Genomic DNA, 21,034 nt, shown 5'->3' with positions numbered 1-21,034 from the left:
GCTGGACAGTTTCATAGTGTTTCGGTGGTTATAGCGTAGGGGAAACGCCCGGTTACATTCCGAACCCGGAAGCTAAGCCTTACAGCGCCGATGGTACTGCAGGGGGGACCCTGTGGGAGAGTAGGACACCGCCGAACAATTCTTGGGAAAACCCCCGCATCTTCGGATGCGGGGGTTTTCTGCGTTTATGGGCCCTCTTTCGAGGGCCTTACTGTCACAGGCGTCCAGCCGCCTTCAAAGCCAGATAAGCGTCCGCCAGGGCCGGTGCCAGGTCGTCGGGTGTCGCGTCCACGACTGTGACACCGTGACGGCGGAGTTGTTCTGCCGTGCGGTGGCGTTCGGACTGGGCCTGGGCGGCTGCGGCGGCCTCGTAGACGGCGTCGACATTCCCGCGTGCCTTGGCCATTTCGGTGATGTGCGGGTCCGCTACTGATGCCAGCAGGACCGTGTGGCGCTGGGTGAGCTGGGAGAGGACCGGGAGGAGGCCCTCTTCGACGGGGGCCGCGTCCAGGGTGGTGAGGAGCACGATCAGAGAGCGGCGGGGAGACGTGCGCAGGGCCGTGGCCGTGAGGCCGCGGGCGTTCGTCTCGACGAGCTCGGGCTCCAGCGTGGCCATCGCGTTGACCAGTGACGGAAGGACATCGCCTGCCGTGCGGCCCTGGACGAGGGCGCGGACCTTGCGGTCGTAGGCGAGGAGGTCGACGCGGTCGCCGGCGCGGGACGCGAGGGCCGCGAGGAGGAGGGCCGCGTCCATGGAGGCGTCGAGGCGGGGTGCGTCGCCCACACGGCCTGCCGAGGTACGGCCGGTGTCGAGGACCAGGAGGATGTGGCGGTCGCGTTCCGGGCGCCAGGTGCGTACGGCGACCGTGGTCTGGCGTGCTGTGGCGCGCCAGTCGATGGAGCGAGTGTCGTCGCCGGGGACGTACTCGCGCAGGCTGTCGAATTCAGTGCCCTCGCCTCGGGTGAGGACGCTGGTGCGGCCGTCCAGTTCGCGGAGGCGGGCCAGCTTGGAGGGCAGGTGCTTGCGGCTGGTGAACGGCGGCAGGACACGTACCGTCCAGGGAGCCTCGTGGGTGCCCTGGCGGGAGAAGAGGCCGAGGGGGCCGTACGAGCGGATGGTGACGCGGTCGGCCTGGCGGTCGCCTCGGCGGGTGGGGCGCAGTCGGGTCGTCATGCGCCGGCGTTCGCCCGGGGGGACTGTGAGGCGGTGGCGGGAGGCCGTCGTCTCCGTGCCCGGCAGCCAGGTACTCGGTGGCCAGGCGTCGCGGAGGCGGGCACGGAGGGGGCGGCGGGACGGGTTGGTGATGGTCAGGGTCACGTCCGCTGTGTCGCCGAGGCGTACGGAGGTGTCGCCGGAGCGGGTCAGGCCCAGGCGTCGTACGGGGGCGGCCAAGGCGAAGTCGCAGGCGCAGGCCACGGCCAGGGGCGCGTTGACCGCCAGGATGCCCGTCCAGCTCGGTTCCCAGATGCCGACGGGGAGGGATCCCAGGGCCGCGAGGAGGGCGGCGCGTCCGGTGAGTGCCATCAGCGGGGGACGGGGACGTGGGCGAGGATCGCGTTGATGACGGAGTCGGCCGTCACGCCTTCCATTTCGGCCTCCGGGCGGAGTTGTACGCGGTGGCGGAGGGTGGGGAGAGCGAGTGCCTTCACGTCGTCGGGGATGACGTAGTCGCGGCCTGTCAGCCAGGCCCAGGCGCGGGCGGTGGCCAGGAGGGCCGTGGCGCCTCGGGGGGAGACGCCGAGGGTGAGGGACGGCGACTCGCGGGTGGCGCGGCAGATGTCGACGACGTAGGCGGTGATCTCCGGGGAGATCGTCGTCTTGGCGACGGCGGCGCGTGCCGCTTCCAGGTCGGCCGGGCCGGCTACGGGGCGTACGCCGGCGGCGTGGAGGTCGCGCGGGTTGAAGCCCTCGGCGTGGCGGGTGAGGACGTCGATCTCGTCCTTGCGGGAGGGGAGGGGGATGGTGAGTTTGAGGAGGAAGCGGTCCAGCTGGGCTTCGGGGAGGGGGTAGGTGCCCTCGTACTCCACCGGGTTCTGGGTCGCGGCGACCAGGAACGGGTCGGGGAGGGGGCGGGGGGTGCCGTCGACGGTGACCTGGCGTTCCTCCATGGCTTCCAGGAGGGACGACTGGGTCTTGGGGGGCGTGCGGTTGATCTCGTCGGCGAGGAGGAGGTTGGTGAAGACCGGGCCGGGCTGGAAGGAGAACTCGGCGGTGCGGGTGTCGTAGACCAGTGAGCCGGTCACGTCGCTGGGCATGAGGTCGGGGGTGAACTGGACGCGTTTGGTGTCGAGTTCGAGGGCGGCGGCGAGGGCGCGGACCAGGAGGGTCTTGGCGACGCCGGGGACACCTTCGAGGAGGACGTGGCCGCGGCAGAGCAGGGCGACGACGAGGCCGGTGACGGCGGGGTCCTGGCCGACCACGGCCTTGGCGATCTCGGCGCGCAGGGCCTCCAGGGCGGCTCGGGCGGTGCCCTGGTCCCCGGTCTGCCCGGCGTTGTCAGTGGTCGGGTCCATCATGGACGGCGTACCTCTCTTTCGAGGGCGTCGAGTTGGTCGGCGAGTGCGATGAGTGCTGCGTCGTCGCTGGGCGGTGGTCCGAAGAGGAGGGTGCGCAGGTCCTGGACGTCGCCGTGGAGGTGGGCGGACAGGGCGGGGAGCAGGACCTCGGGCGTGTGCGCCTGGGTGACGGGGACGCCTGTGAGGGGGGCGAGGCGGGTGCGTGTGGTGGAGCGAAGAGCGTTTGCCGCGCGGTCGCGGGCGTCGGCCTTGCGGTAGAGGCGGGCCCGGCCTTCGGCGGTTTCGGAGGCGCGGATCGCCACGGGGAGTTTTTCGGGCACGAGGGGGCCGAGCCGGCGTGCCCGCCAGAGGGCGGCCAGGGCTGCGGCGATGAAGAGTTGCAGGGTGCCCCAGAGCCAGCCCGAGGGCAGCAGGTCGAAGAAGCTGCGTTCGTCGTCGGTGCCGGTGGCCGACGTGTCGGAGAGCGAGGGGAGGTACCAGACCAGATGGGGGCGGGAGCCGAGGAGTTGGAGGGCGAGCGAGGCGTTGCCCTGCTTGTCGAGGCGGTCGTTGAGAAGGATGTCGGGCGCGCCGAGGACGACGGTGTCGCCGTCCCCGGTCGGGGCCGGGAGGCGCAGCAGGGTGGCCAGGCGCTCGCTGGTGTAGCACTTGTCGGCGTCGAGGTGGGTGGTGGTGTAGCGGACGCCGCCCGTGTCGGCGGTGCCCGCGCGCCGGGCGGCGGGCAGGTCACAGTCGGGGGAGAGAGTCGAGTCGAGGCTGGTGGCGGGGTCGGCGGTGACGCCGGGGGCGAGTCGTTCGACGGACGCGCTGCCGGGGGCGACCAGGACAGTACGGCCGTCGGAGTCGGCGAACGCGTTGTGCAGACGGGACTGCTGACTTCGGCTCAGCAGGTCGGGGACGGCGACCAGGAGGGTCGTGTCCGGGCCGGTTGCGGCGGCTGCCTCGTCCAGGGTGGTGACCACGCGCGTGTCCACGCCCCGGTCGGCGAGGAGCTCGGCGACGGCGCGGCTGCCGTTGGGGTCGGCGGAGCGCGGGTCGAGTTCGCCGTGCCGGGCGTCGGAGCGGATCACGGCGATGGCGATGGCTCCCACCAGCAGCAGTACGAGGGCGAGCGCGATGCCGCGCGCGCGGGTCCAGACCTGGCGTGCGGTGGGCGAGGCCGAGGTGGACGGGAGCGTGGCCTCGGTGGTCATTCGGCGGCTCCCTGGCGGGTGTGGGGGGCCGTGCTGTGGGCGCTGCTGCTCGCGAGCTGGGGCTTGGTGCGTTCCAGGTCGCGGTCGAGTTCGGCGATGCGGTGGTACGACTGCTCGGTCGCCGACCGGCCGCCGTATGTCACGTCGTCGAAGTCGCGGGCGGCGGCGCGCAGTCGGTCGGTGTGGGCGGGCAGGGCCCGGCCGGCTTCGGCGGCGGCCTCGTCGGCGGTGCGGCCGGGGCGGGCGTCGAGGAGGGCGCGTTCCTCCAGAGCGCGGACGAGGGCCCGCATGCGCTCCTGGGCGGCCTGGTTCCAGTGGCCCTGGGCGGCGTGCGCCTCGGCGGCTGCGCGGTGGTCCGCGGCGCTGCGGGGGCGGTCGTCGAACAGGGCGGCGGACGAGGTGGGTTGGCGGCGCGGGGTGCCCAGCCGCCACCACAGGGCGGCCAGGACCGCGGCGACGGCCAGGATGATGACGACCAGGCCGAGTGCTCCGCCGGGTGTGGCGCTCGAGGCGGCGTTGAACAGTTTGTCGAGCCACTCCCAGAAGGCGTCCAGTGCGCGCTGGAACAGGCTGGGGTCGTCCTCGTGGTACATCCGCTTGGACAGCTCGCGTCGGGCCGCCTCGCGCGCGGGGTCGCGCGGTGTGGTGAGGGGCGGTTCGTCGGCGGAGCGTGCCGACGACAGCACCGAGGTGTCGCCGGCGCGCAGCACTGTGCGTATGGCGGCGCGTGGCAGCGCCGTTGTGAGGACTTCCCCCGCCCAGGTCACCGCATCAGCTCCCCGGGGTGGCGCCGGGGGCGTTGGGGCCGTAGCCCTGGAGTCCGGCGGCGCGGGCCAGTTCGAGGTCGAGGGCCTCGCGGCGGATGCGCTGGTCGATGTAGAGGAGCACGGTGACGCCCGCCGTGATCGGGAACGTGATCATGGAGCCGATCACCGAGCCGATGCCGCTGACGATGAGGAACGTCCAGCCGAGGCTGCCGACACCGGAGTTGAGCCAGCCGGTGATGCCGTCACCGCTCAGGGCCCCGGCGAGGAAGGTGAACGGGATGACGATGATCGAGGCGACGACGTTCGCGATGATCGTGGCGAGCAGCTGGATGCCGAAGATCCGCCACCAGGTGCCCCGGACCAGCTTCGTGGAGCGGCTCATCGCCTTCTTGATGCCCTGCTTCTCCAGCATCAGCGCCGGCGAGGCCAGGGAGAAGCGGATCATCAGCCACAGGGCGACGATGCCGGCGCCGATGATGCCCAGGACGGTCAGGGCGACGCCCGCGCCGGTGCTCCCGGCGACGCTGACGAGGATGCCGGGCAGGGTGCCCACGGTGACGATGCCGGCGGTGATGAGCAGCAACAGGCAGATGAGGCCGAAGAGCTTGACGACCTGAGGGCGGGCGTCCCGCCAGGCCTCGCCGATGGTCACCGACTTGCCGAGCACGGCGCGGCTGGTGACGGTGGTGAGAAGCGCGGTCGCGATGACGGTGCCGACCAGGGAGATGACGAAGACGACGGTGGAGTTGAGCATGGCGTCGCCCAGGGCGCGGCTCAGTTCGCTGAGGGTGGCGCTCGGGTCGTTGAGGGCATCGGTGCTGGAGTCGTCCAGGACGAGGCCCTGGAACAGCACGACGATGATCTCGGTGATGACCGCGACGGTCAGGGAGATGCCCAGGACCGTGCGCCAGTAGGTGCGCATGGTGGAGACCGCGCCGTCGAGGATCTCGCCCACGCCGAGCGGGCGGAGCGGGATCACGCCGGGCTTGGCCGCGGGCGGGGGGCCACCCCAGGCGCTGCCCCAGCCGCCGGGGCCGCCGGGGCCTCCGTATCCGCCGGGGCCTCCTGGACCGCCGGGACCGTATCCGCCGGGGCCGCCAGGGCCGTAGCCGCCGGGGGGCTGGGTGCCCCAGCCCGGGCCGGGCGGCGGGGGCGGAGGGGCCTGGCCGGGGCCGGCCGGGGCGCCGGGGCCGCTGGGGGCGGACCACTGGGCGGGTGGCGGCTGGTCCTTGGACCACTGCGGGCCGGGGGCCTGCGGGGTCTGGCCAGGCTGGCCCGGCTGGTCCGCGGGCTGTGCGGGGCCGGGGCGGTCGGACGGTCCGGCAGGGTTGGGGTGGTCGGCGGGCTCGGCAGGGCCGGACGCGTCAGGCTTCTGCCCGTCGGACGGGGCGGATCCGGGCGAGGCCCAGCCCGGAGTGTCGTTCATCGTCGCTCCTTCACGGTGCCCGTCCGCGGTCGCGGCGGCAGGTTGGCAGCCATCGTGCCATGGGGTGGTCTTGGAGTGACCGGCAGCGGTATGGGCTGCGTACCTTCAATTGTCCGCTGGTTAGGGGGCAGACTGACCGCATGGCTGATCAGTACGCGTACAGCGGCGATGACAAACGGCCGACCGATATCCCGGCGATCCGTTGGGAAGAACCACCGGAAGGACCCGTTCTGGTCCTTCTCGACCAGACGAGGCTGCCGGTCGAGGAGGTCGAACTGGTCTGTACGGACGCGCCCGCGCTCGTGGAGGCGATCCGCTCGCTCGCCGTGCGCGGGGCGCCCCTGCTCGGCATCGCGGGGGCGTACGGTGTCGCGCTCGCCGCCGTGCGGGGCTTCGACGTGGACGATGCCGCGGTCGCGTTGGCGAGCGCCCGGCCGACCGCGGTGAACCTGGCCGTGGGTGTGCGCCGGGCGCAAGCGGCCCACGAGGCCGCGCTCGCCAAGGGCGGTGACATCAGGCAGGCGGCCGCGGCGGCGCTGGCGGCGGCGCGGCAGCTGCACCGGGAGGACGCCGAGGCCAGTGCGCGGATGGCCGAGCACGGGCTGGCGCTGCTGGACGAGCTGCTGCCCGGCGGCGGGCACCGGATCCTCACCCACTGCAACACCGGTTCGCTGGTGTCGGGCGGGGAGGGGACGGCGTTCGCTGTGGCGCTCGCGGCGCACCGGGCGGGGCGGCTGCGGCGTCTGTGGGTGGACGAGACGCGTCCGCTGTTGCAGGGTGCCCGCCTGACGGCGTACGAGGCGGCGCGCAGTGGGATGGCGTACACGCTGCTCACCGACAATGCGGCCGGGTCGCTGTTCGCCGCCGGGGAGGTGGACGCCGTGCTGATCGGGGCGGACCGCATCACGGCGGACGGTTCGGTGGCGAACAAGGTCGGGAGTTATCCGCTGGCGGTGCTCGCGCGGTATCACCACGTGCCGTTCATCGTGGTGGCGCCGGTGACGACGGTGGATCCGGACACACCGGACGGGGCGTCCATCGAGGTCGAGCAGCGGGCCGGTCATGAGGTGACCGAGTTCGTGGCGCCGCAGGTGCCGGTGACCGGGGCTGAGGCGGGCGGTGGCATTCCGGTGGCGCCGCTGGGGACGCAGGCGTACAACCCGGCGTTCGACGTGACCCCGCCCGAGCTGGTGACGGCGATCGTCACGGAGGAGGGCGCGGTTTCGCCCGTCACGGCCGAGGCGCTCGCCGAGGTGTGCGCCCGGTCGCGCCGGGTGTCGGCGGGCTGAGCCGGGCCGCTGCCGGAGTGCGTGCGGAGCGGCGCGGGCTCCGGCGGTCTCGCCCCTTCGCGGGGGACGGGAGCCTTGCCGCTGCCCGTCGTCGAGATCAACAGGGGTGGGCGAGGGCAGACAGTAGCGCTTGCTGCGACTATGGTCACTGCCGGTGACCTACCTCACCACTGCCTTCGCCACCGTTATGAGAATGGGATGATGTCGTTTATGAAGGGACGAGTCCTTGTCGTCGACGACGACACCGCACTGGCCGAGATGCTCGGCATTGTGCTGCGTGGTGAGGGTTTCGAGCCGTCTTTCGTGGCCGACGGCGACAAGGCGCTTGCCGCCTTCCGTGAGTCCAAGCCCGATCTGGTGCTGCTCGATCTGATGCTGCCCGGTCGGGACGGCATCGAGGTGTGCCGTCTGATCAGGGCGGAGTCCGGGGTGCCGATCGTGATGCTCACGGCGAAGAGCGACACGGTCGATGTCGTCGTGGGCCTGGAGTCGGGTGCCGACGACTACATCGTGAAGCCGTTCAAGCCGAAGGAGCTGGTGGCCCGGATCCGGGCGCGGCTCAGGAGGTCGGAGGAGCCGGCTCCGGAGCAGCTCGCCATCGGTGACCTGGTCATCGACGTGGCCGGGCACTCCGTGAAGCGGGACGGGCAGTCGATCGCGCTGACGCCGCTGGAGTTCGACCTGCTGGTCGCGCTCGCGCGCAAGCCGTGGCAGGTGTTCACGCGCGAGGTGCTGCTGGAGCAGGTGTGGGGCTACCGGCACGCGGCGGACACGCGGCTGGTCAACGTGCATGTGCAGCGGCTGCGCTCCAAGGTCGAGAAGGACCCGGAGAAGCCGGAGATCGTGGTGACCGTCCGTGGCGTCGGGTACAAGGCAGGACCGAGCTGACATGTCCGGCGACAGTGCCGCTTCGGCGCCCGGCCGGTCCGGGGGCCGCCCGGGGCGGCCTGTCGGGCGGAAGAAGGCCGGCTCCCGTTGGGGGCGGTTCCTGGAGAGCGGGCTGCTGCTCCAGGGCGGGGTCCAGGGCAGCCCGGTCATCCGGCTGTTCATGCGGTGGGTGCGCCGGCCGTTGCTGCCCGTCATGCGGCTGTGGCGGCGCAACATCCAGCTCAAGGTCGTCGCGACCACGCTGCTGATGTCGCTGGGCGTGGTCCTGCTGCTGGGCTTCGTCGTCATCGGGCAGGTGCGCAACGGCCTGCTGGACGCCAAGGTGAAGGCGTCCCAGAGCCAGGCCACGGGCGGGTTCGCGGTGGCCAAGCAGCGGGCCGACGAGGCGGCGAGCGGCACCGGCGACGACGTCGCCACGGCGGACGGGCGTCCCGCGCAGAACGTCAGCGAGTGGATGAGTGACCTCGTCTCCTCGCTGTCCAGCGGCGGCCAGGGCGCCTTCGACGTGGTGACCCTCCCGGCCTCCGACGAGGACGGCGCGGGCGGCCGCGGGCAGCGTGCCTCTGGTGAGGTGGACTGGAGCAGGAGCGTGCCCCCCGAGCTGCGCGAGCGGATCGGCAGCAGCACGACGGCCGCGCAGAGCTACACCCGCATCACCTACAACAACGTGACCAAGGACTCCCAGCCGGGCCTGGTCGTCGGCAAGCAGGTCAACGATCCCAACGGGGACCCGTACCAGCTCTACTACCTCTTCCCGCTCACCCAGGAGGAGAAGTCGCTGAGCCTGGTCAAGGGGACCCTCGCGACGGCCGGGCTGTTCGTCGTCGTCCTGCTGGGGGCCATCGCCTGGCTCGTGGTGCGGCAGGTCGTCACGCCGGTGCGGATGGCGGCGGGGATCGCCGAGCGGCTGTCCGCCGGGCGGCTCCAGGAACGTATGAAGGTCACCGGCGAGGACGACATCGCGCGGCTCGGCGAGGCCTTCAACAAGATGGCCCAGAACCTCCAGCTGAAGATCAGCCAGCTGGAGGACCTGTCGCGGATGCAGCGCCGGTTCGTGTCGGACGTGTCGCACGAGCTGCGTACGCCGCTGACGACCGTACGGATGGCCGCGGACGTCATCCACGAGGCCCGTGAGGACTTCGACCCGGTGACCGCGCGGTCGGCGGAGCTGCTCGCCGACCAGCTGGACCGGTTCGAGTCGCTGCTCGCGGACCTGCTGGAGATCAGCCGGTTCGACGCGGGTGCCGCGGCGCTGGAGGCGGAGCCGATAGACCTCAGGGACGTCGTACGGCGGGTTGTCAGCGGGGCCGCGCCGCTCGCGGAGCGCAAGGGCACGCAGATCCGCGTCCTGGGCGACCAGCAGCCCGTCGTCGCCGAGGCCGACGCCCGGCGCGTGGAGCGCGTGCTGCGCAACCTCGTCGTGAACGCCGTCGAGCACGGTGAAGGCAGGGATGTCGTCGTCAAGCTCGCCGCGGCGGGCGGTGCGGTCGCGGTCGCGGTGCGGGACTACGGGGTCGGGCTCAAGCCGGGCGAGGCGACGCGGGTGTTCAGCCGTTTCTGGCGGGCCGACCCGGCACGCGCGCGTACCACGGGTGGTACGGGTCTGGGGCTGTCCATCGCCCTGGAGGACGCGCGGCTGCACGGCGGCTGGCTTCAGGCGTGGGGTGAGCCGGGCGGCGGTTCGCAGTTCCGGCTGACGCTGCCCAGGACCGCGGACGAGCCGCTGCGGGGCTCTCCGATACCGCTGGAGCCCAAGGACTCACGGCGGAACCGGGGGCTCGACGACGCCGGTCTCCCGTGCGGCGGCGGGGACGGCGAGAAGCGGGCGACCGTGCCGGCACAGTCGGCGAGCGGGCCGCGGCCGCCGGGGCCGGGGCGGGACCCGATACCGCCGCGGGCGGCCTCCGCGGCCCCCACGGCCGATCCGACGGCGCTCCCCGGCAACGGCGCGCGCGTGGTGCCCCGGCCCGCCTCGGGCACGCGGCGGCAGGACGATCCGCAGGCCGCCCCGGAGCAGCCGGCTCGCGGCGGGGGCGCGAGCCGCCCGGCGGGCGCGGGCGGCCATGGCGGGGCGAGTGGTTCGTCAGACGCGGTCGGCAACGGTGTGGTGAGCGGTCCGGCGAGTACGCCCGGCGACGGCGGGCCGAGTGGTCCTGCTGGGCCCTCTAGGGACCAGGTCGTGAACGGGCCGCAGGACGCGGACAGGGACAACGGATCCGCGGGCTCGGGCAGGGAATCCGAGTCGGAGAACGCGGACAGGCATGGGGAGGCATCTCGTGGGCGCTGACCGTGGGGGGCGCGGTCGGCGTACGCCCGCGCGCGTGATGGCGTACGCCACTGGTGGCGTCTTGCTGCTGGCGGGGTGTGCCTCGATGCCGGACAGCGGGGATCTGCGGGGTGTAGAGTCCACACCCCGCCAGGAGACCCAGGTGCGGGTGTTCGCCGTGCCGCCGGGTGAGGACGCGCAGCCCTCGGAGATCGTGCAGGGCTTCCTGGAGGCGCTCACCAGCGACGATCCGCACTACAAGACGGCGCGCCAGTACCTGACCGGTGAGGCCGCCAAGACGTGGCGGCCGGAGACTTCCACGACGGTGCTGACGGACGGGCCGGGTGCCGAGCCCGCGGGTGCCGGCGGCCGGGCGGACACCGGCGAGATGACGTACATGCTGACGGGCACCAAGGTGGCCTCAGTGGACGCACAGCAGTCGTACGCGCCGGCGACCGGGGCGTACGGCAGGACCGTGCACCTGAAGAAGGGCGAGAAGAGCGGGCAGTGGCGGATCGACGCGCTGCCGCAGGGCGTCGTCATGGGCGAGTCGGACTTCCAGCGCAACTACATGTCCGTCAACAAGTACTACTTCGCTTCGAACACCACGGTGGCCGGGGCGGACACCCAGCCCACCGCGGTCGCCGACCCCGTGTACGTCCGCCGGCGGGTGGATCCCATGACGCAGATGGTGCGCTCCGTGCTGAGCGGGCCGACGCGGTGGCTCGGGCCGGTGGTCAGGTCGAGCTTCCCCACCGGGACGGCGCTGACGAAGAACGCCGGCGCGCTGGCGCCCGACGACCGCAACAAGCTGACGATCCCGCTCAACGACAAGGCCGCGCGCGTCGGCACCAACCGGTGCGAGGAGATGGCGGCCCAGCTGCTGTTCACGCTGCACAGCCTCAGCCCCGCGGTGGACGGGGTCGAGCTGCGGGCCGACGGGGCGGAGCTGTGCTCGCTCACGCGGCAAGGAGCCGACGCCGTCGCCCTCCGGAGCGCGGTGCGCAGCCCCGACTTCCTGTACTTCGTCGACGCCAAGGACCGGCTGGTACGGATCCCCGCGGGCGACAGCGACACCAAGCCGGACCCGGCGCCGGGGGCGCTGGGCGAGGGCGACACGGCGCTGCGGTCGGTGGCGGTGTCCCGCGACGAGCACACCGCGGCCGGTGTCAGCCTCGACGGCAAGTCGCTGTACGTGGGGTCGATGGTCTCGGGCGGTTCGCTGGGCGAGCCGGTGCTGCGCAGCCACGGCCCGACCGAGAAGGACCGGCTGACCACCCCCAGCTGGGACGCCCACGACGGGCTGTGGGTGGCCGACCGTGACCCGGACGATCCCCGGCTGCTCCTGCTGGAAGAGGGCAAGGGCGATCCGCTGGAGGTGCGCATGCCGCACCTGGACGGGCGGATCCAGGCCGTGCGGGTGGCCGCCGACGGGGTGCGGATCGCGCTCGTCGTGGAGAAGGCCGGCAAGAAGACCCTGCTCATCGGGCTGATCGAGCGGGAGGGGAAGCCGGGCGAGCAGTCGGCCGTCAGGGTGGTCGAACTGCGCTCCGCGACCCCGGAGCTGGAGGAGATCACCGCCATGTCGTGGGCCGGGGACAGCCGGCTCGTGGTGGTCGGGCGCGAGCACGGTGGCGTGGAACAGATGCGGTACGTCCAGGTCGACGGCTCCACGCCGGACATACCGGCGCCCGCGGCTCTGACCGGAGTCAAGGAGGTCACCGCCGCAGAGGACGACCAGTTGCCGCTGGTGGCGTACTCGGTGGACGGGATCGTCCGGCTGCCGTCGGGTGCGCAGTGGCAGAAGGTGACTGAGGGGACGGCGCCGGTTTATCCGGGGTGAGGTGGCGCCCCCCGTGGCCGGTGCGCGGGGCGCGCTTGTGTGCGCGCCCCTGGTCGGTCGCTGAGCCGGCTCACGGGGAGGCGCATGGGGCCGCCCCACGGAGCCGTCCCACAGGGCCGTCACTCGTGTGAGGGACGGACGGTTCGCCTGGCGGGGAGTTGTCCACAGGCCGTTGTCCACAGGGGTGGCCGGAGAGGGCCCGGGGCGGCACAGTGGTGGCCATGCGGGGGTGGTGGCAGGACCTCACCGACCTGGTGCTGCCGGCCGAGTGCGGGGGCTGTGGGAGGCCTCGTACGGTGCTCTGCCCGGGGTGCCGTGCGGTGCTGAGCGGAGTCGCGGCAATTCGGGTGCGGCCGGTGCCGGAGCCGCCAGGGCTGCCCGTGGTGCACGCGGCTGCCCCGTACGCGGACGAGGTGCGGGCGACGCTGCTGGCCCACAAGGAACGGGGCGCCCTCGCGCTCGCCGGCCCCCTCGGGGTGGCCTTGGCGGGAGCAGTGCGGGCGGGGCTTCGGGAGGCGTGGGGCGGCTCCTGGGCCGGGGCCGAGGGGGCGTGGTCCCGGGGCGTCGGGGCTCCGGTGCTGCTCGTGCCGGTGCCGTCGGGGCGGCGGGCCGTGCGGGCCCGGGGGCATGATCCCGCGCGGCGGATCGCGCTCGCGGCGGCTGGAGAACTGCGGCGGAGCGGGGTGCCGGCCCGGGTCCTCGGTGTGCTGCGGCAGAGGCGGGCCGTGGCCGACCAGTCGGAGCTCAACTCCCGGCAGCGACGGGACAATCTCGCGGGCGCGCTGGCGGTGGTACCCGGAGGTGCCCGGCTGCTCTCCGGCGGACCGGTCGTCCTCGTCGACGACCTGATGACCACGGGGGCGTCCTTGGCGGAGGCCGCGCGGGCGGTGCGGGCGGCGGGGCCGATTTCGAACGCTGCGGGGGCCGTGGCCGTGTACGGGGGAGAGACATGGGAAAGCAGAGAGGAACAGAACGTCGGATCAAGGCGAGAGAGGACGGGCCGGCGGCCCGGCCGGCACGGAATGACGGGCGCGGGCTGCGCCGGCGGAGTCGTTGACGTGGTGTGCGCGGCAGTGGTCGCGGCGCCACCGGACTCTTTCCAAATAAACCGGAACTGACTGAGATCTTGCGTCGTTGCAGGTAACGAGAGCGCTTATTCACCTGAACGGAGGTACGCCGCAGTAGAGGGTGACGACATCCGTCCGGGCGAGATATGTTCGGTTGAGAGGGAAAGCCGCAGGCCACACCTCTCAAATCCGAATGCCGTGCCGCGGGATTTTCCTCATCACTCGCGAACGGTGGCGTGGAGATCTCGCCCACGGGGGAGGAGGTGGAAGTCACCGAGTCCGAGGTTCCGGGGCACACCGGAACCTGGTGCAAAAGGGAGACGCTCCGAAGCGAAGCGGAGCGATCCGGGAACGGAGTTCTGCGTGGACATCGTCGTCAAGGGCCGCAAGACCGAGGTGCCCGAGCGGTTCCGGAAGCACGTGGCCGAGAAGCTGAAGCTGGAGAAGATCCAGAAGCTCGATGGCAAGGTGATCAGCCTCGACGTCGAGGTGTCCAAGGAGCCCAACCCCAGGCAGGCCGACCGTTGTGACCGAGTGGAGATCACGCTCCGCTCCCGCGGTCCGGTGATCCGGGCGGAGGCAGCGGCGAGCGATCCGTACGCGGCTCTCGACCTGGCGGCGGAAAAGCTGGAAGCCCGGCTGCGCAGGCAGCACGACAAGCGGTTCTCGCGCCGTGGCGCGCGCCGGATCTCGGCCGCAGAGGTCGCCGACCACGTCCCGGGCGTGGCGACGCTCAACGGAAACGGCCTGGTGCCGACTCCGGAGGAGGAGCCGGAAGAAGCCGTCCCCACGAAGAAGATCGGCTCACTCGAAGTGCAGGGTGACGGCCCCATCGTCGTCCGCGAGAAGACCCACGTCGCAGCCCCCATGACCCTCGACCAGGCTCTCTACGAGATGGAACTGGTCGGGCACGACTTCTACCTGTTCGTCGACTCAGAGACCAAGGAACCGAGTGTCGTCTACCGACGGCACGCCTACGACTACGGCGTGATCCACCTCAGGACGGACACGATGGTCACACAGGCGCACTCGCCCGACGCGGGCGGTGCGCTCGGCGGCTGACCATGCCGGGTGACAGCGGAGCAGGTGCCCCTGGAGCGCGTATGCGCCCCCAGGGGCACCCCCGTGCGACCACTTGGCGCCCCGCTCCGTCACCCTGGTGTCGTCCAGGCATGAAATCATGGTTGGCCACGGCCCAACCGGTGGGTCGTTGCTCTGGGTTGGCGATGGCTCAGGACCACAGGCCACAGCCTTCAGGGGGAGGAACGATGGCGGACAGCTTCGGACCGATGCGTGACGAGGATGCCGACGACGGCGTCGTCGGCATGGGCCCGGACACGGGCTCTCCACGCAAGGAACCGATCAGAGTCCTTGTGGTCGACGACCACGCCCTGTTCCGCCGTGGCCTGGAGATCGTGCTGGCGGCCGAGGAGGACATCCAGGTCGTCGGGGAGGCGGGCGACGGTGCCGAGGCCGTCGAGAAGGCCGCCGACCTGCTGCCCGACATCGTCCTGATGGATGTGCGGATGCCCAAGCGGGGCGGGATCGAGGCCTGCACCTCCATCAAGGAGGTCGCCCCCAGCGCCAAGATCATCATGCTGACGATCAGCGATGAGGAAGCCGATCTCTACGACGCCATCAAGGCGGGCGCGACCGGCTATCTCCTCAAGGAGATCTCGACGGACGAGGTGGCCACCGCCATTCGCGCGGTGGCCGACGGGCAGTCGCAGATCAGCCCGTCCATGGCGTCGAAGCTGCTCACCGAGTTCAAGTCGATGATCCAGCGCACGGACGAGCGCCGGCTGGTGCCCGCGCCGCGGCTGACGGACCGTGAACTGGAAGTCCTCAAACTCGTCGCGACGGGGATGAACAACCGCGATATCGCCAAGGAGTTGTTCATCTCCGAGAACACCGTGAAGAACCACGTGCGCAACATCCTGGAGAAGCTTCAGCTGCACTCCAGGATGGAAGCGGTGGTGTACGCGATGCGGGAGAAGATCCTCGAGATCCGGTAGGGCTCAGACCTGGTGGGGCTCAGACGAGGATGCGGGCGAGTTCCTTGACGAGGGGCTCGCGCAGGTCCGGTGCGTCGACCAGCTCCACGCGTACGTCCGTGCAGTCCACCCAGGTCGCCGCCTCGGCCAGGGCCTGCGCGACGGCCGGGACCGCCTTCGCGCCGTCGAGCGTGACCTGCCTGGCCACCAGCGTGCGGCCCTCGCGGGCCGGGTCCACGCGGCCGACGAGCCGGCCGCCGGCCAGGACCGGCATCGCGAAGTAGCCGTATACCCGCTTCTGCTTGGGGACGTAGGCCTCCAGTCGGTGGGTGAATCCGAAGATCCGCTCCGTGCGCGCCCGCTCCCAGATCAGGGAGTCGAAGGGCGAGAGCAGCGTGGTGCGGTGGCGGCCGCGCGGGGGTGCCTCCAGGGCCGCGGGATCGGCCCAGGCGGGCTTGCCCCAGCCCTCGACCGTGACCGGGACGAGGCCTGAGTCGGCGATCACCGCGTCGACCTGCTCGCCCTTGAGGCGGTGGTAGTCGGCGATGTCCGCGCGTGTGCCGACGCCGAGGGACCGGCCTGCCAGGCGGACCAGGCGGCGCAGGCACTCGGTGTCGTCCAGCTCGTCGTGCAGGAGGTCCTCGGGGATCGCGCGCTCGGCGAGGTCGTACACGCGCTTCCAGCCGCGGCGCTCCACGCAGACCACCTCGCCGTACATCAGGGCGCGCTCGACGGCGACCTTCGTGCCGGACCAGTCCCACCAGTCGTTCGTCTTCTTCGCGCCGCCCAACTCCGTCGCCGTGAGGGGGCCTTCGTCGCGGAGCTGCTTGATGACCTCGTCGTAGGCGCCGTCCGGCAGCTCGTGGTTCCAGTGCGGGCGGTTGCGGTAGGCGCGGCGGCGGAAGGCGAAGTGGGGCCACTCCTCGATGGGGAGGATGCAGGCCGCGTGGGACCAGTACTCGAAGGCGTGGGTGTCCTTCCAGTAGGCGTTCTCCACTGTCTTTCGGCCTACCGCGCCCAGGCGGGCGTACGGGACGAGTTCGTGGGAGCGGGCCAGGACCGAGATGGTGTCGAGCTGTATCGCGCCCAGGTGGCGGAGGATGCCGCGGACGCCGGAGCGGCGGGGTGGGGCGCCGAGGAAGCCCTGGGCGCGGAGCGCCAGTCGGCGGGCCTCGTCTGCGGAGAGTTCTGTTGCGGGGCGCGGGGTGGTCATGGTTTTGCACGATAGGGGGTGGGACTGACAGAGGTGGTGTGAGCTGCGAGGTCGGGTGTGGGGTGCTGTGCGCGAGCAGCTCAGGCCGCTACGAACGCGCCGGCAAGTAGGGAGCCGTCGACGGCAGGCCCAGGTCCGACGGGAGCAGGGAGCCGACCCAGGTGTCGCGGCGTACGCCCTTGTTGTTGGTGGCGGCGCGCAGCATGCCTTCGATCGTGAAGCCGGCTCGTTCCGCCACCGCGCGGGAGGCGTGGTTGCCCACCTCGGCGCGCCATTCGATGCGGTCGACGGCGGCCTGGACGAAGGCCCAGCGGCAGGCGGTGAGGGCGGCTTCCGTGATGTAGCCGTTTGAGCGGTGCTGCTTGGCGGCCCAGAAGCCGATCTCGCCCATGCCCAGGGCGTGCATGGTGATGCCGAGCATGCCGGCGAGCTCACCGGAGCGGAGGAAGACGCCGAAGGTGTACATGGATCCGTCCGACCAGCCGTCGGGGACCAACTGTTCCGTGAAGGCCTCGGCGTTCTCCCGGAGGTACGGCGAGGGGATCGTGGTCCAGCGCTGGATGTCGGGGTCCTGGCAGGCGTCGTACACCGCGTCGGTGTCCCGGGGGCCGACCGTGCGCAGCAGGAGGCGGTCCGTGGTGAGTGTGGCGGGGTCCATCGGCCGATTGTGGTCGGGGGACTCTTGGGAGCGCCATACGTTTGCTGTGAGTGAGGGCTTGATCACGCTTCGCTTAATTCGGGTGGGGGATGCGGCACCATCCGAGGGGCCCGGACGTTGTCCTTTTTGAAGCAGAGTGAAAGCGAAACGAAGCAGCGGACGGTTGCCGTCACGGCAGGCCCTCCCGGCGCGGTGGGGTCCTCGCATACGATGGCCGTTGCTCAGTAAGTCAAGTGGTAACCGACCGTCCCAGGCCCGACCGGCAAGGAGACCAACCCCCGTGTCCGTCCTCTCGAAGATCATGCGTGCAGGCGAAGGCAAGATCCTGCGCAAGCTGCACCGCATCGCGGACCAGGTCAACTCCATCGAAGAGGACTTCGTCGACCTCTCCGACGCCGAGCTGCGGGCCCTCACCGATGAGTACAAGCAGCGGTACGCCGATGGTGAGAGCCTGGACGACCTGCTGCCCGAGGCGTTCGCCACCGTCCGCGAGGCCGCCAAGCGCGTCCTCGGCCAGCGCCACTACGACGTGCAGATGATGGGCGGCGCCGCCCTGCACATGGGCTACGTCGCCGAGATGAAGACCGGTGAGGGCAAGACCCTCGTCGGCACGCTGCCGGCGTATCTGAACGCGTTGTCCGGCGGCGGCGTCCACATCATCACGGTGAACGACTACCTGGCCGAGCGTGACTCCGAGATGATGGGCCGCGTCCACCGCTTCCTCGGTCTCGAGGTCGGCTGCATCCTCGCCAACATGACGCCGGCTCAGCGCCGCGAGCAGTACGCCTGCGACATCACGTACGGCACGAACAACGAGTTCGGCTTCGACTACCTGCGCGACAACATGGCGTGGTCCAAGGACGAGCTCGTCCAGCGCGGCCACAACTTCGCCATCGTCGACGAGGTCGACTCCATCCTCATCGACGAGGCCCGTACGCCGCTGATCATCTCCGGGCCGGCCGACCAGGCGACCAAGTGGTACGGCGACTTCGCCAAGCTGGTCAAGCGCCTCAAGCGCGGCGAGGCGGGTCAGCCGCTCAAGGGCATCGAGGAGACCGGCGACTACGACGTCGACGAGAAGAAGCGCACGGTCGCCATCCACGAGTCCGGTGTCGCCAAGGTCGAGGACTGGCTGGGCATCGACAACCTCTACGAGTCGGTGAACACCCCGCTGGTGGGCTACCTGAACAACGCCATCAAGGCCAAGGAGCTCTTCAAGAAGGACAAGGACTACGTCATCATCGACGACGAGGTCATGATCGTCGACGAGCACACCGGACGTATCCTCGCGGGCCGCCGTTACAACGAGGGCATGCACCAGGCGATCGAGGCGAAGGAAGGGGTGCCGATCAAGGACGAGAACCAGACGCTCGCCACGATCACGCTCCAGAACTTCTTCCGCCTCTACAAGCGCCACGACCACAACGGCAAGGAAATGCCGGGCCTGTGCGGCATGACCGGTACGGCGATGACCGAGGCCGCCGAGTTCCACCAGATCTACAAGCTCGGTGTGGTGCCGATCCCGACCAACCGGCCGATGGTCCGCAAGGACCAGTCGGACCTGATCTACCGGACCGAGGTCGCCAAGTTCGAGGCGGTCGTCGACGACATCGAGGAGAAGCACCGCAAGGGCCAGCCGATCCTCGTCGGCACCACCTCGGTCGAGAAGTCCGAGTACCTCTCGCAGCAGCTCAGCAAGCGCGGCATCCAGCACGAGGTGCTGAACGCCAAGCAGCACGACCGTGAGGCGCAGATCGTCGCCCAGGCCGGCCGCAAGGGCTCTGTCACGGTGGCCACGAACATGGCCGGCCGTGGTACGGACATCAAGCTCGGCGGCAACCCCGAGGACCTCGCCGAGGCGGAGCTGCGCCAGCGCGGCCTCGACCCCGAGGAGCACATCGAGGAGTGGGCGCAGGCCCTGCCCGAGGCGCTCAAGCGGGCCGAGAAGGCCGTCCAGGCCGAGAAGGACGAGGTCGAGAAGCTCGGCGGGCTCTACGTGCTGGGCACCGAGCGGCACGAGTCGCGGCGCATCGACAACCAGCTGCGCGGTCGTTCCGGCCGTCAGGGCGACCCCGGCGAGTCCCGCTTCTACCTCTCCCTCGGCGACGACCTGATGCGGCTGTTCAAGGCCCAGATGGTCGAGCGCGTGATGTCGATGGCGAACGTCCCGGACGACGTGCCGATCGAGAACAAGATGGTCACGCGCGCGATCGCCTCCGCCCAGTCGCAGGTCGAGCAGCAGAACTTCGAGACCCGTAAGAACGTCCTGAAGTACGACGAGGTCCTCAACCGCCAGCGTGAGGTCATCTACGGCGAGCGGCGCCGCGTCCTGGAGGGCGAGGACCTGCACGAGCAGGTGCAGCACTTCATGGACGACACGATCGACGCCTACGTCCAGGCCGAGACGGCCGAGGGCTTCCCCGAGGACTGGGACCTCGACCGGCTGTGGGGCGCCTTCAAGCAGCTCTACCCGTGCAAGGTCACGATCGAGGAGCTGGAGGAGGCCGCCGGCGACCGTGCCGGGCTGACCGCCGAGTTCATCGGTGACTCCGTCAAGGACGACATCCACGAGCAGTACGAGGCGCGCGAGGCGCAGCTCGGCTCCGAGATCATGCGTGAGCTGGAGCGCAGGGTCGTGCTGTCGGTCCTCGACCGCAAGTGGCGCGAGCACCTCTACGAGATGGACTACCTCCAGGAGGGCATCGGCCTGCGCGCGATGGCGCAGAAGGACCCGCTGGTCGAGTACCAGCGCGAGGGCTTCGACATGTTCACCGCCATGATGGAGGGCATCAAGGAGGAGTCCGTCGGCTACCTGTTCAACCTGGAGGTCCAGGTCGAGCAGCAGGTCGAAGAGGTTCCGGTCGAGGACACCAAGCCGGTGGCCGACCTGGAGAAGCACGACGCGGTGCCGGCGCAGGCCGGTGCCCGCCCGGAGATCCGCGCCAAGGGGCTCGACGCCCCGCAGCGGCGCAACCTCCACTTCTCCGCGCCGACGGTCGACGGCGAGGGCGGTACCATCGAGGGCGACTTCGCCGACGAGGAGCCGGTGCGTTCCGAGGCTGACGGCCTCACGCGCGCGGAGCGCCGCAAGCAGGCGCGGAGCCGGGGGCGTCGTAAGAAGTGACGGTCGCTGAGGCACCGTAGCGGCTGAAGGGCCGGGCACCTGAGGGTGTCCGGCCCTTCGGCTTGGTGGTCGGCGGCTGTGGGGCCTTGTGCGGTGGCTCAGTCGGACTCTGCGCGGGGTGGGCGGGGGCCGCCGAGTTCCACCGCCGTGCAGCGCCAGCGGAGGTCCTGGCCGAGTTCCAGGCGGAAGGCCATCGCGCGCAGCCGGTCGCCGGCGCCGATGCGGGCGAAGGCCTCGATGGCGCCGGGGCGGGGTTCGAAGTAGCCGATGTCGCGCACGACGGGGCGGGCGCCCCGGGTGCGCAGGGGGCCGCGTTCGGCGAGCCAGGCCAGTTCGTCGTAGGCGCGGCCCCGGGTGTGGCGGAGCATCGAGTGGACGGGGCGGTGGCCGCTGAGCACGGCGAGGAGGAGGTCGGCGAAGAGGTCGGTGGGGAGAGGGTGGGGGGCCGGACGGCGGGGGTGCTGGGCCGGGACGCGTGGTGCGATGTCCCGGGAGGCGGGGGCGGTGCTTCGCGGCGCTCTGCGGGGTGCTGCGGGGGTGGCCGAGGGGGACGGCGGGCGGGTGTCCATGGGGCGGGTGCGAGGCCTCACGGCGCGGGCGGAGCCCGGCGGGCGGCCGTCGGCTGCCGGTGTGCGGGTGGGGCCTCCGCCCGGGGTACGGGGTGGGGCGGTGCCGCCGGGGGTGCGGGGAGTGGGGCTTCCGGGGGTGTGTGGGGTCATGCTGCGGGGGGTGCGTGGCGGGGCGGTGCCGTCGGGGGCGTTAGTGGGGTTCGCGGGGGTGCGTGGGTTG

16 protein-coding genes and 1 rRNA gene are annotated in these 21,034 nt (G+C 71.3%); 9 read left to right on the top strand and 8 right to left on the bottom strand.

The features are described from left to right. The first annotated feature begins 20 nt into the window (after positions 1–20). A 5S ribosomal RNA gene (rrf, locus tag ABFX81_RS42035) occupies positions 21–137 on the top strand. Between the two features lie 77 nt (positions 138–214). Here the strand turns inward: rrf and ABFX81_RS42030 are convergent. The 5 genes from ABFX81_RS42030 to ABFX81_RS42010 are packed head-to-tail and all read right to left on the bottom strand — an operon-like array spanning position 215 to position 5,903. Beyond that, complete coding sequence (locus tag ABFX81_RS42030) at positions 215–1,525, bottom strand: DUF58 domain-containing protein (RefSeq protein WP_346139701.1); 1,311 nt, start codon at positions 1,523–1,525, stop codon at positions 215–217. After that, positions 1,525–2,514 carry an AAA family ATPase gene (locus ABFX81_RS42025; protein ID WP_346139700.1) on the bottom strand — a complete coding sequence of 330 codons (990 nt, stop codon included), beginning with the start codon at positions 2,512–2,514 and terminating at the stop codon, positions 1,525–1,527. The genes ABFX81_RS42030 and ABFX81_RS42025 overlap by 1 nt, the downstream gene beginning before the upstream one ends. After that, entirely contained in the window at positions 2,514–3,710 is a 1,197-nt protein-coding gene (locus tag ABFX81_RS42020; RefSeq protein ID WP_086855642.1) for a DUF4350 domain-containing protein, read from the bottom strand. The genes ABFX81_RS42025 and ABFX81_RS42020 overlap by 1 nt, the downstream gene beginning before the upstream one ends. Further along, a complete protein-coding gene (locus tag ABFX81_RS42015; RefSeq protein ID WP_086855643.1) occupies positions 3,707–4,477 on the bottom strand; it encodes a DUF4129 domain-containing protein in 771 nt (256 codons plus the stop codon). Before ABFX81_RS42015 ends, ABFX81_RS42020 begins: the two co-directional genes overlap by 4 nt. A 4-nt stretch (positions 4,478–4,481) precedes the next feature. Next, positions 4,482–5,903, bottom strand: coding sequence for a DUF7847 domain-containing protein (locus tag ABFX81_RS42010; protein WP_346139699.1), 1,422 nt, complete (start codon positions 5,901–5,903; stop codon positions 4,482–4,484). 140 nt (positions 5,904–6,043) lie between these two features. Here ABFX81_RS42010 and mtnA point away from each other — a divergent pair, with 140 nt between their 5' ends. From mtnA to ABFX81_RS41975, 7 genes are all read left to right on the top strand, one after another. Next, positions 6,044–7,192, top strand: a complete 1,149-nt coding sequence (gene mtnA / locus ABFX81_RS42005) for an S-methyl-5-thioribose-1-phosphate isomerase (protein WP_086849873.1) — start codon at positions 6,044–6,046, stop codon at positions 7,190–7,192. 198 nt (positions 7,193–7,390) lie between these two features. Next, positions 7,391–8,080: a two-component system response regulator MtrA gene (gene mtrA, locus ABFX81_RS42000; protein WP_003990656.1), complete on the top strand. Its 690-nt coding sequence runs from the start codon at positions 7,391–7,393 to the stop codon at positions 8,078–8,080. Position 8,081: 1 nt separating this feature from the next. Continuing rightward, the gene (gene mtrB, locus ABFX81_RS41995) at positions 8,082–10,367 is read left to right on the top strand and encodes an MtrAB system histidine kinase MtrB (protein WP_086849871.1); all 2,286 of its coding nucleotides are present in this window, start codon (positions 8,082–8,084) and stop codon (positions 10,365–10,367) included. Beyond that, positions 10,357–12,189: an LpqB family beta-propeller domain-containing protein gene (locus tag ABFX81_RS41990; RefSeq protein ID WP_086849869.1), complete on the top strand. Its 1,833-nt coding sequence runs from the start codon at positions 10,357–10,359 to the stop codon at positions 12,187–12,189. Before mtrB ends, ABFX81_RS41990 begins: the two co-directional genes overlap by 11 nt. Before the next feature lie 221 nt (positions 12,190–12,410). Beyond that, a complete protein-coding gene (locus ABFX81_RS41985; protein WP_346139698.1) occupies positions 12,411–13,307 on the top strand; it encodes a ComF family protein in 897 nt (298 codons plus the stop codon). A 312-nt stretch (positions 13,308–13,619) separates the two neighbouring features. Continuing rightward, positions 13,620–14,318, top strand: a complete 699-nt coding sequence (gene hpf / locus ABFX81_RS41980; protein WP_086853511.1) for a ribosome hibernation-promoting factor, HPF/YfiA family — start codon at positions 13,620–13,622, stop codon at positions 14,316–14,318. 206 nt (positions 14,319–14,524) lie between these two features. Beyond that, positions 14,525–15,271, top strand: coding sequence for a response regulator (locus tag ABFX81_RS41975; protein ID WP_059421798.1), 747 nt, complete (start codon positions 14,525–14,527; stop codon positions 15,269–15,271). A gap of 19 nt (positions 15,272–15,290) precedes the next feature. Here the strand turns inward: ABFX81_RS41975 and ABFX81_RS41970 are convergent, their stop codons facing one another. Together ABFX81_RS41970 and ABFX81_RS41965 are read right to left on the bottom strand one after the other, a co-directional pair. Next, positions 15,291–16,463, bottom strand: a complete 1,173-nt coding sequence (locus ABFX81_RS41970) for a DNA glycosylase AlkZ-like family protein (protein WP_086853513.1) — start codon at positions 16,461–16,463, stop codon at positions 15,291–15,293. Positions 16,464–16,551: 88 nt separating this feature from the next. Continuing rightward, the gene (locus ABFX81_RS41965) at positions 16,552–17,121 is read right to left on the bottom strand and encodes a GNAT family N-acetyltransferase (protein ID WP_086853515.1); all 570 of its coding nucleotides are present in this window, start codon (positions 17,119–17,121) and stop codon (positions 16,552–16,554) included. Between the two features lie 280 nt (positions 17,122–17,401). On the opposite strand from ABFX81_RS41965, the gene secA reads away from it, so the two are divergent. After that, positions 17,402–20,245 carry a preprotein translocase subunit SecA gene (gene secA, locus ABFX81_RS41960; protein ID WP_346139697.1) on the top strand — a complete coding sequence of 948 codons (2,844 nt, stop codon included), beginning with the start codon at positions 17,402–17,404 and terminating at the stop codon, positions 20,243–20,245. A 98-nt stretch (positions 20,246–20,343) separates the two neighbouring features. Here secA and ABFX81_RS41955 read toward each other — a convergent pair whose 3' ends face one another. Further along, positions 20,344–20,964 (bottom strand): Rv3235 family protein, encoded by a 621-nt coding sequence (locus tag ABFX81_RS41955; protein ID WP_346139702.1) that lies wholly within the window; start codon positions 20,962–20,964, stop codon positions 20,344–20,346. Between the last annotated feature and the right edge of the window lie 70 nt (positions 20,965–21,034).

The organism is Streptomyces coeruleofuscus, assembly GCF_039532725.1.
In the GTDB taxonomy this organism is placed as follows: Bacteria; Actinomycetota; Actinomycetes; order Streptomycetales; family Streptomycetaceae; genus Streptomyces; species Streptomyces coeruleofuscus.
This window is presented reverse-complemented; position numbering and strand designations above follow the sequence as displayed.

Coding starts and splice junctions, on each gene's coding strand:
- ABFX81_RS42030 (WP_346139701.1), bottom strand. CDS start 1,525: ATGGCACTCACCGGACGCGCCGCCCTCCTCGCGGCCCTGGGATCCCTC.
- ABFX81_RS42025 (WP_346139700.1), bottom strand. CDS start 2,514: ATGGACCCGACCACTGACAACGCCGGGCAGACCGGGGACCAGGGCACC.
- ABFX81_RS42020 (WP_086855642.1), bottom strand. CDS start 3,710: ATGACCACCGAGGCCACGCTCCCGTCCACCTCGGCCTCGCCCACCGCA.
- ABFX81_RS42010 (WP_346139699.1), bottom strand. CDS start 5,903: ATGAACGACACTCCGGGCTGGGCCTCGCCCGGATCCGCCCCGTCCGAC.
- mtnA (WP_086849873.1), top strand. CDS start 6,044: ATGGCTGATCAGTACGCGTACAGCGGCGATGACAAACGGCCGACCGAT.
- mtrA (WP_003990656.1), top strand. CDS start 7,391: ATGATGTCGTTTATGAAGGGACGAGTCCTTGTCGTCGACGACGACACC.
- mtrB (WP_086849871.1), top strand. CDS start 8,082: ATGTCCGGCGACAGTGCCGCTTCGGCGCCCGGCCGGTCCGGGGGCCGC.
- ABFX81_RS41985 (WP_346139698.1), top strand. CDS start 12,411: ATGCGGGGGTGGTGGCAGGACCTCACCGACCTGGTGCTGCCGGCCGAG.
- ABFX81_RS41975 (WP_059421798.1), top strand. CDS start 14,525: ATGGCGGACAGCTTCGGACCGATGCGTGACGAGGATGCCGACGACGGC.
- ABFX81_RS41970 (WP_086853513.1), bottom strand. CDS start 16,463: ATGACCACCCCGCGCCCCGCAACAGAACTCTCCGCAGACGAGGCCCGC.
- ABFX81_RS41965 (WP_086853515.1), bottom strand. CDS start 17,121: ATGGACCCCGCCACACTCACCACGGACCGCCTCCTGCTGCGCACGGTC.
- ABFX81_RS41955 (WP_346139702.1), bottom strand. CDS start 20,964: ATGACCCCACACACCCCCGGAAGCCCCACTCCCCGCACCCCCGGCGGC.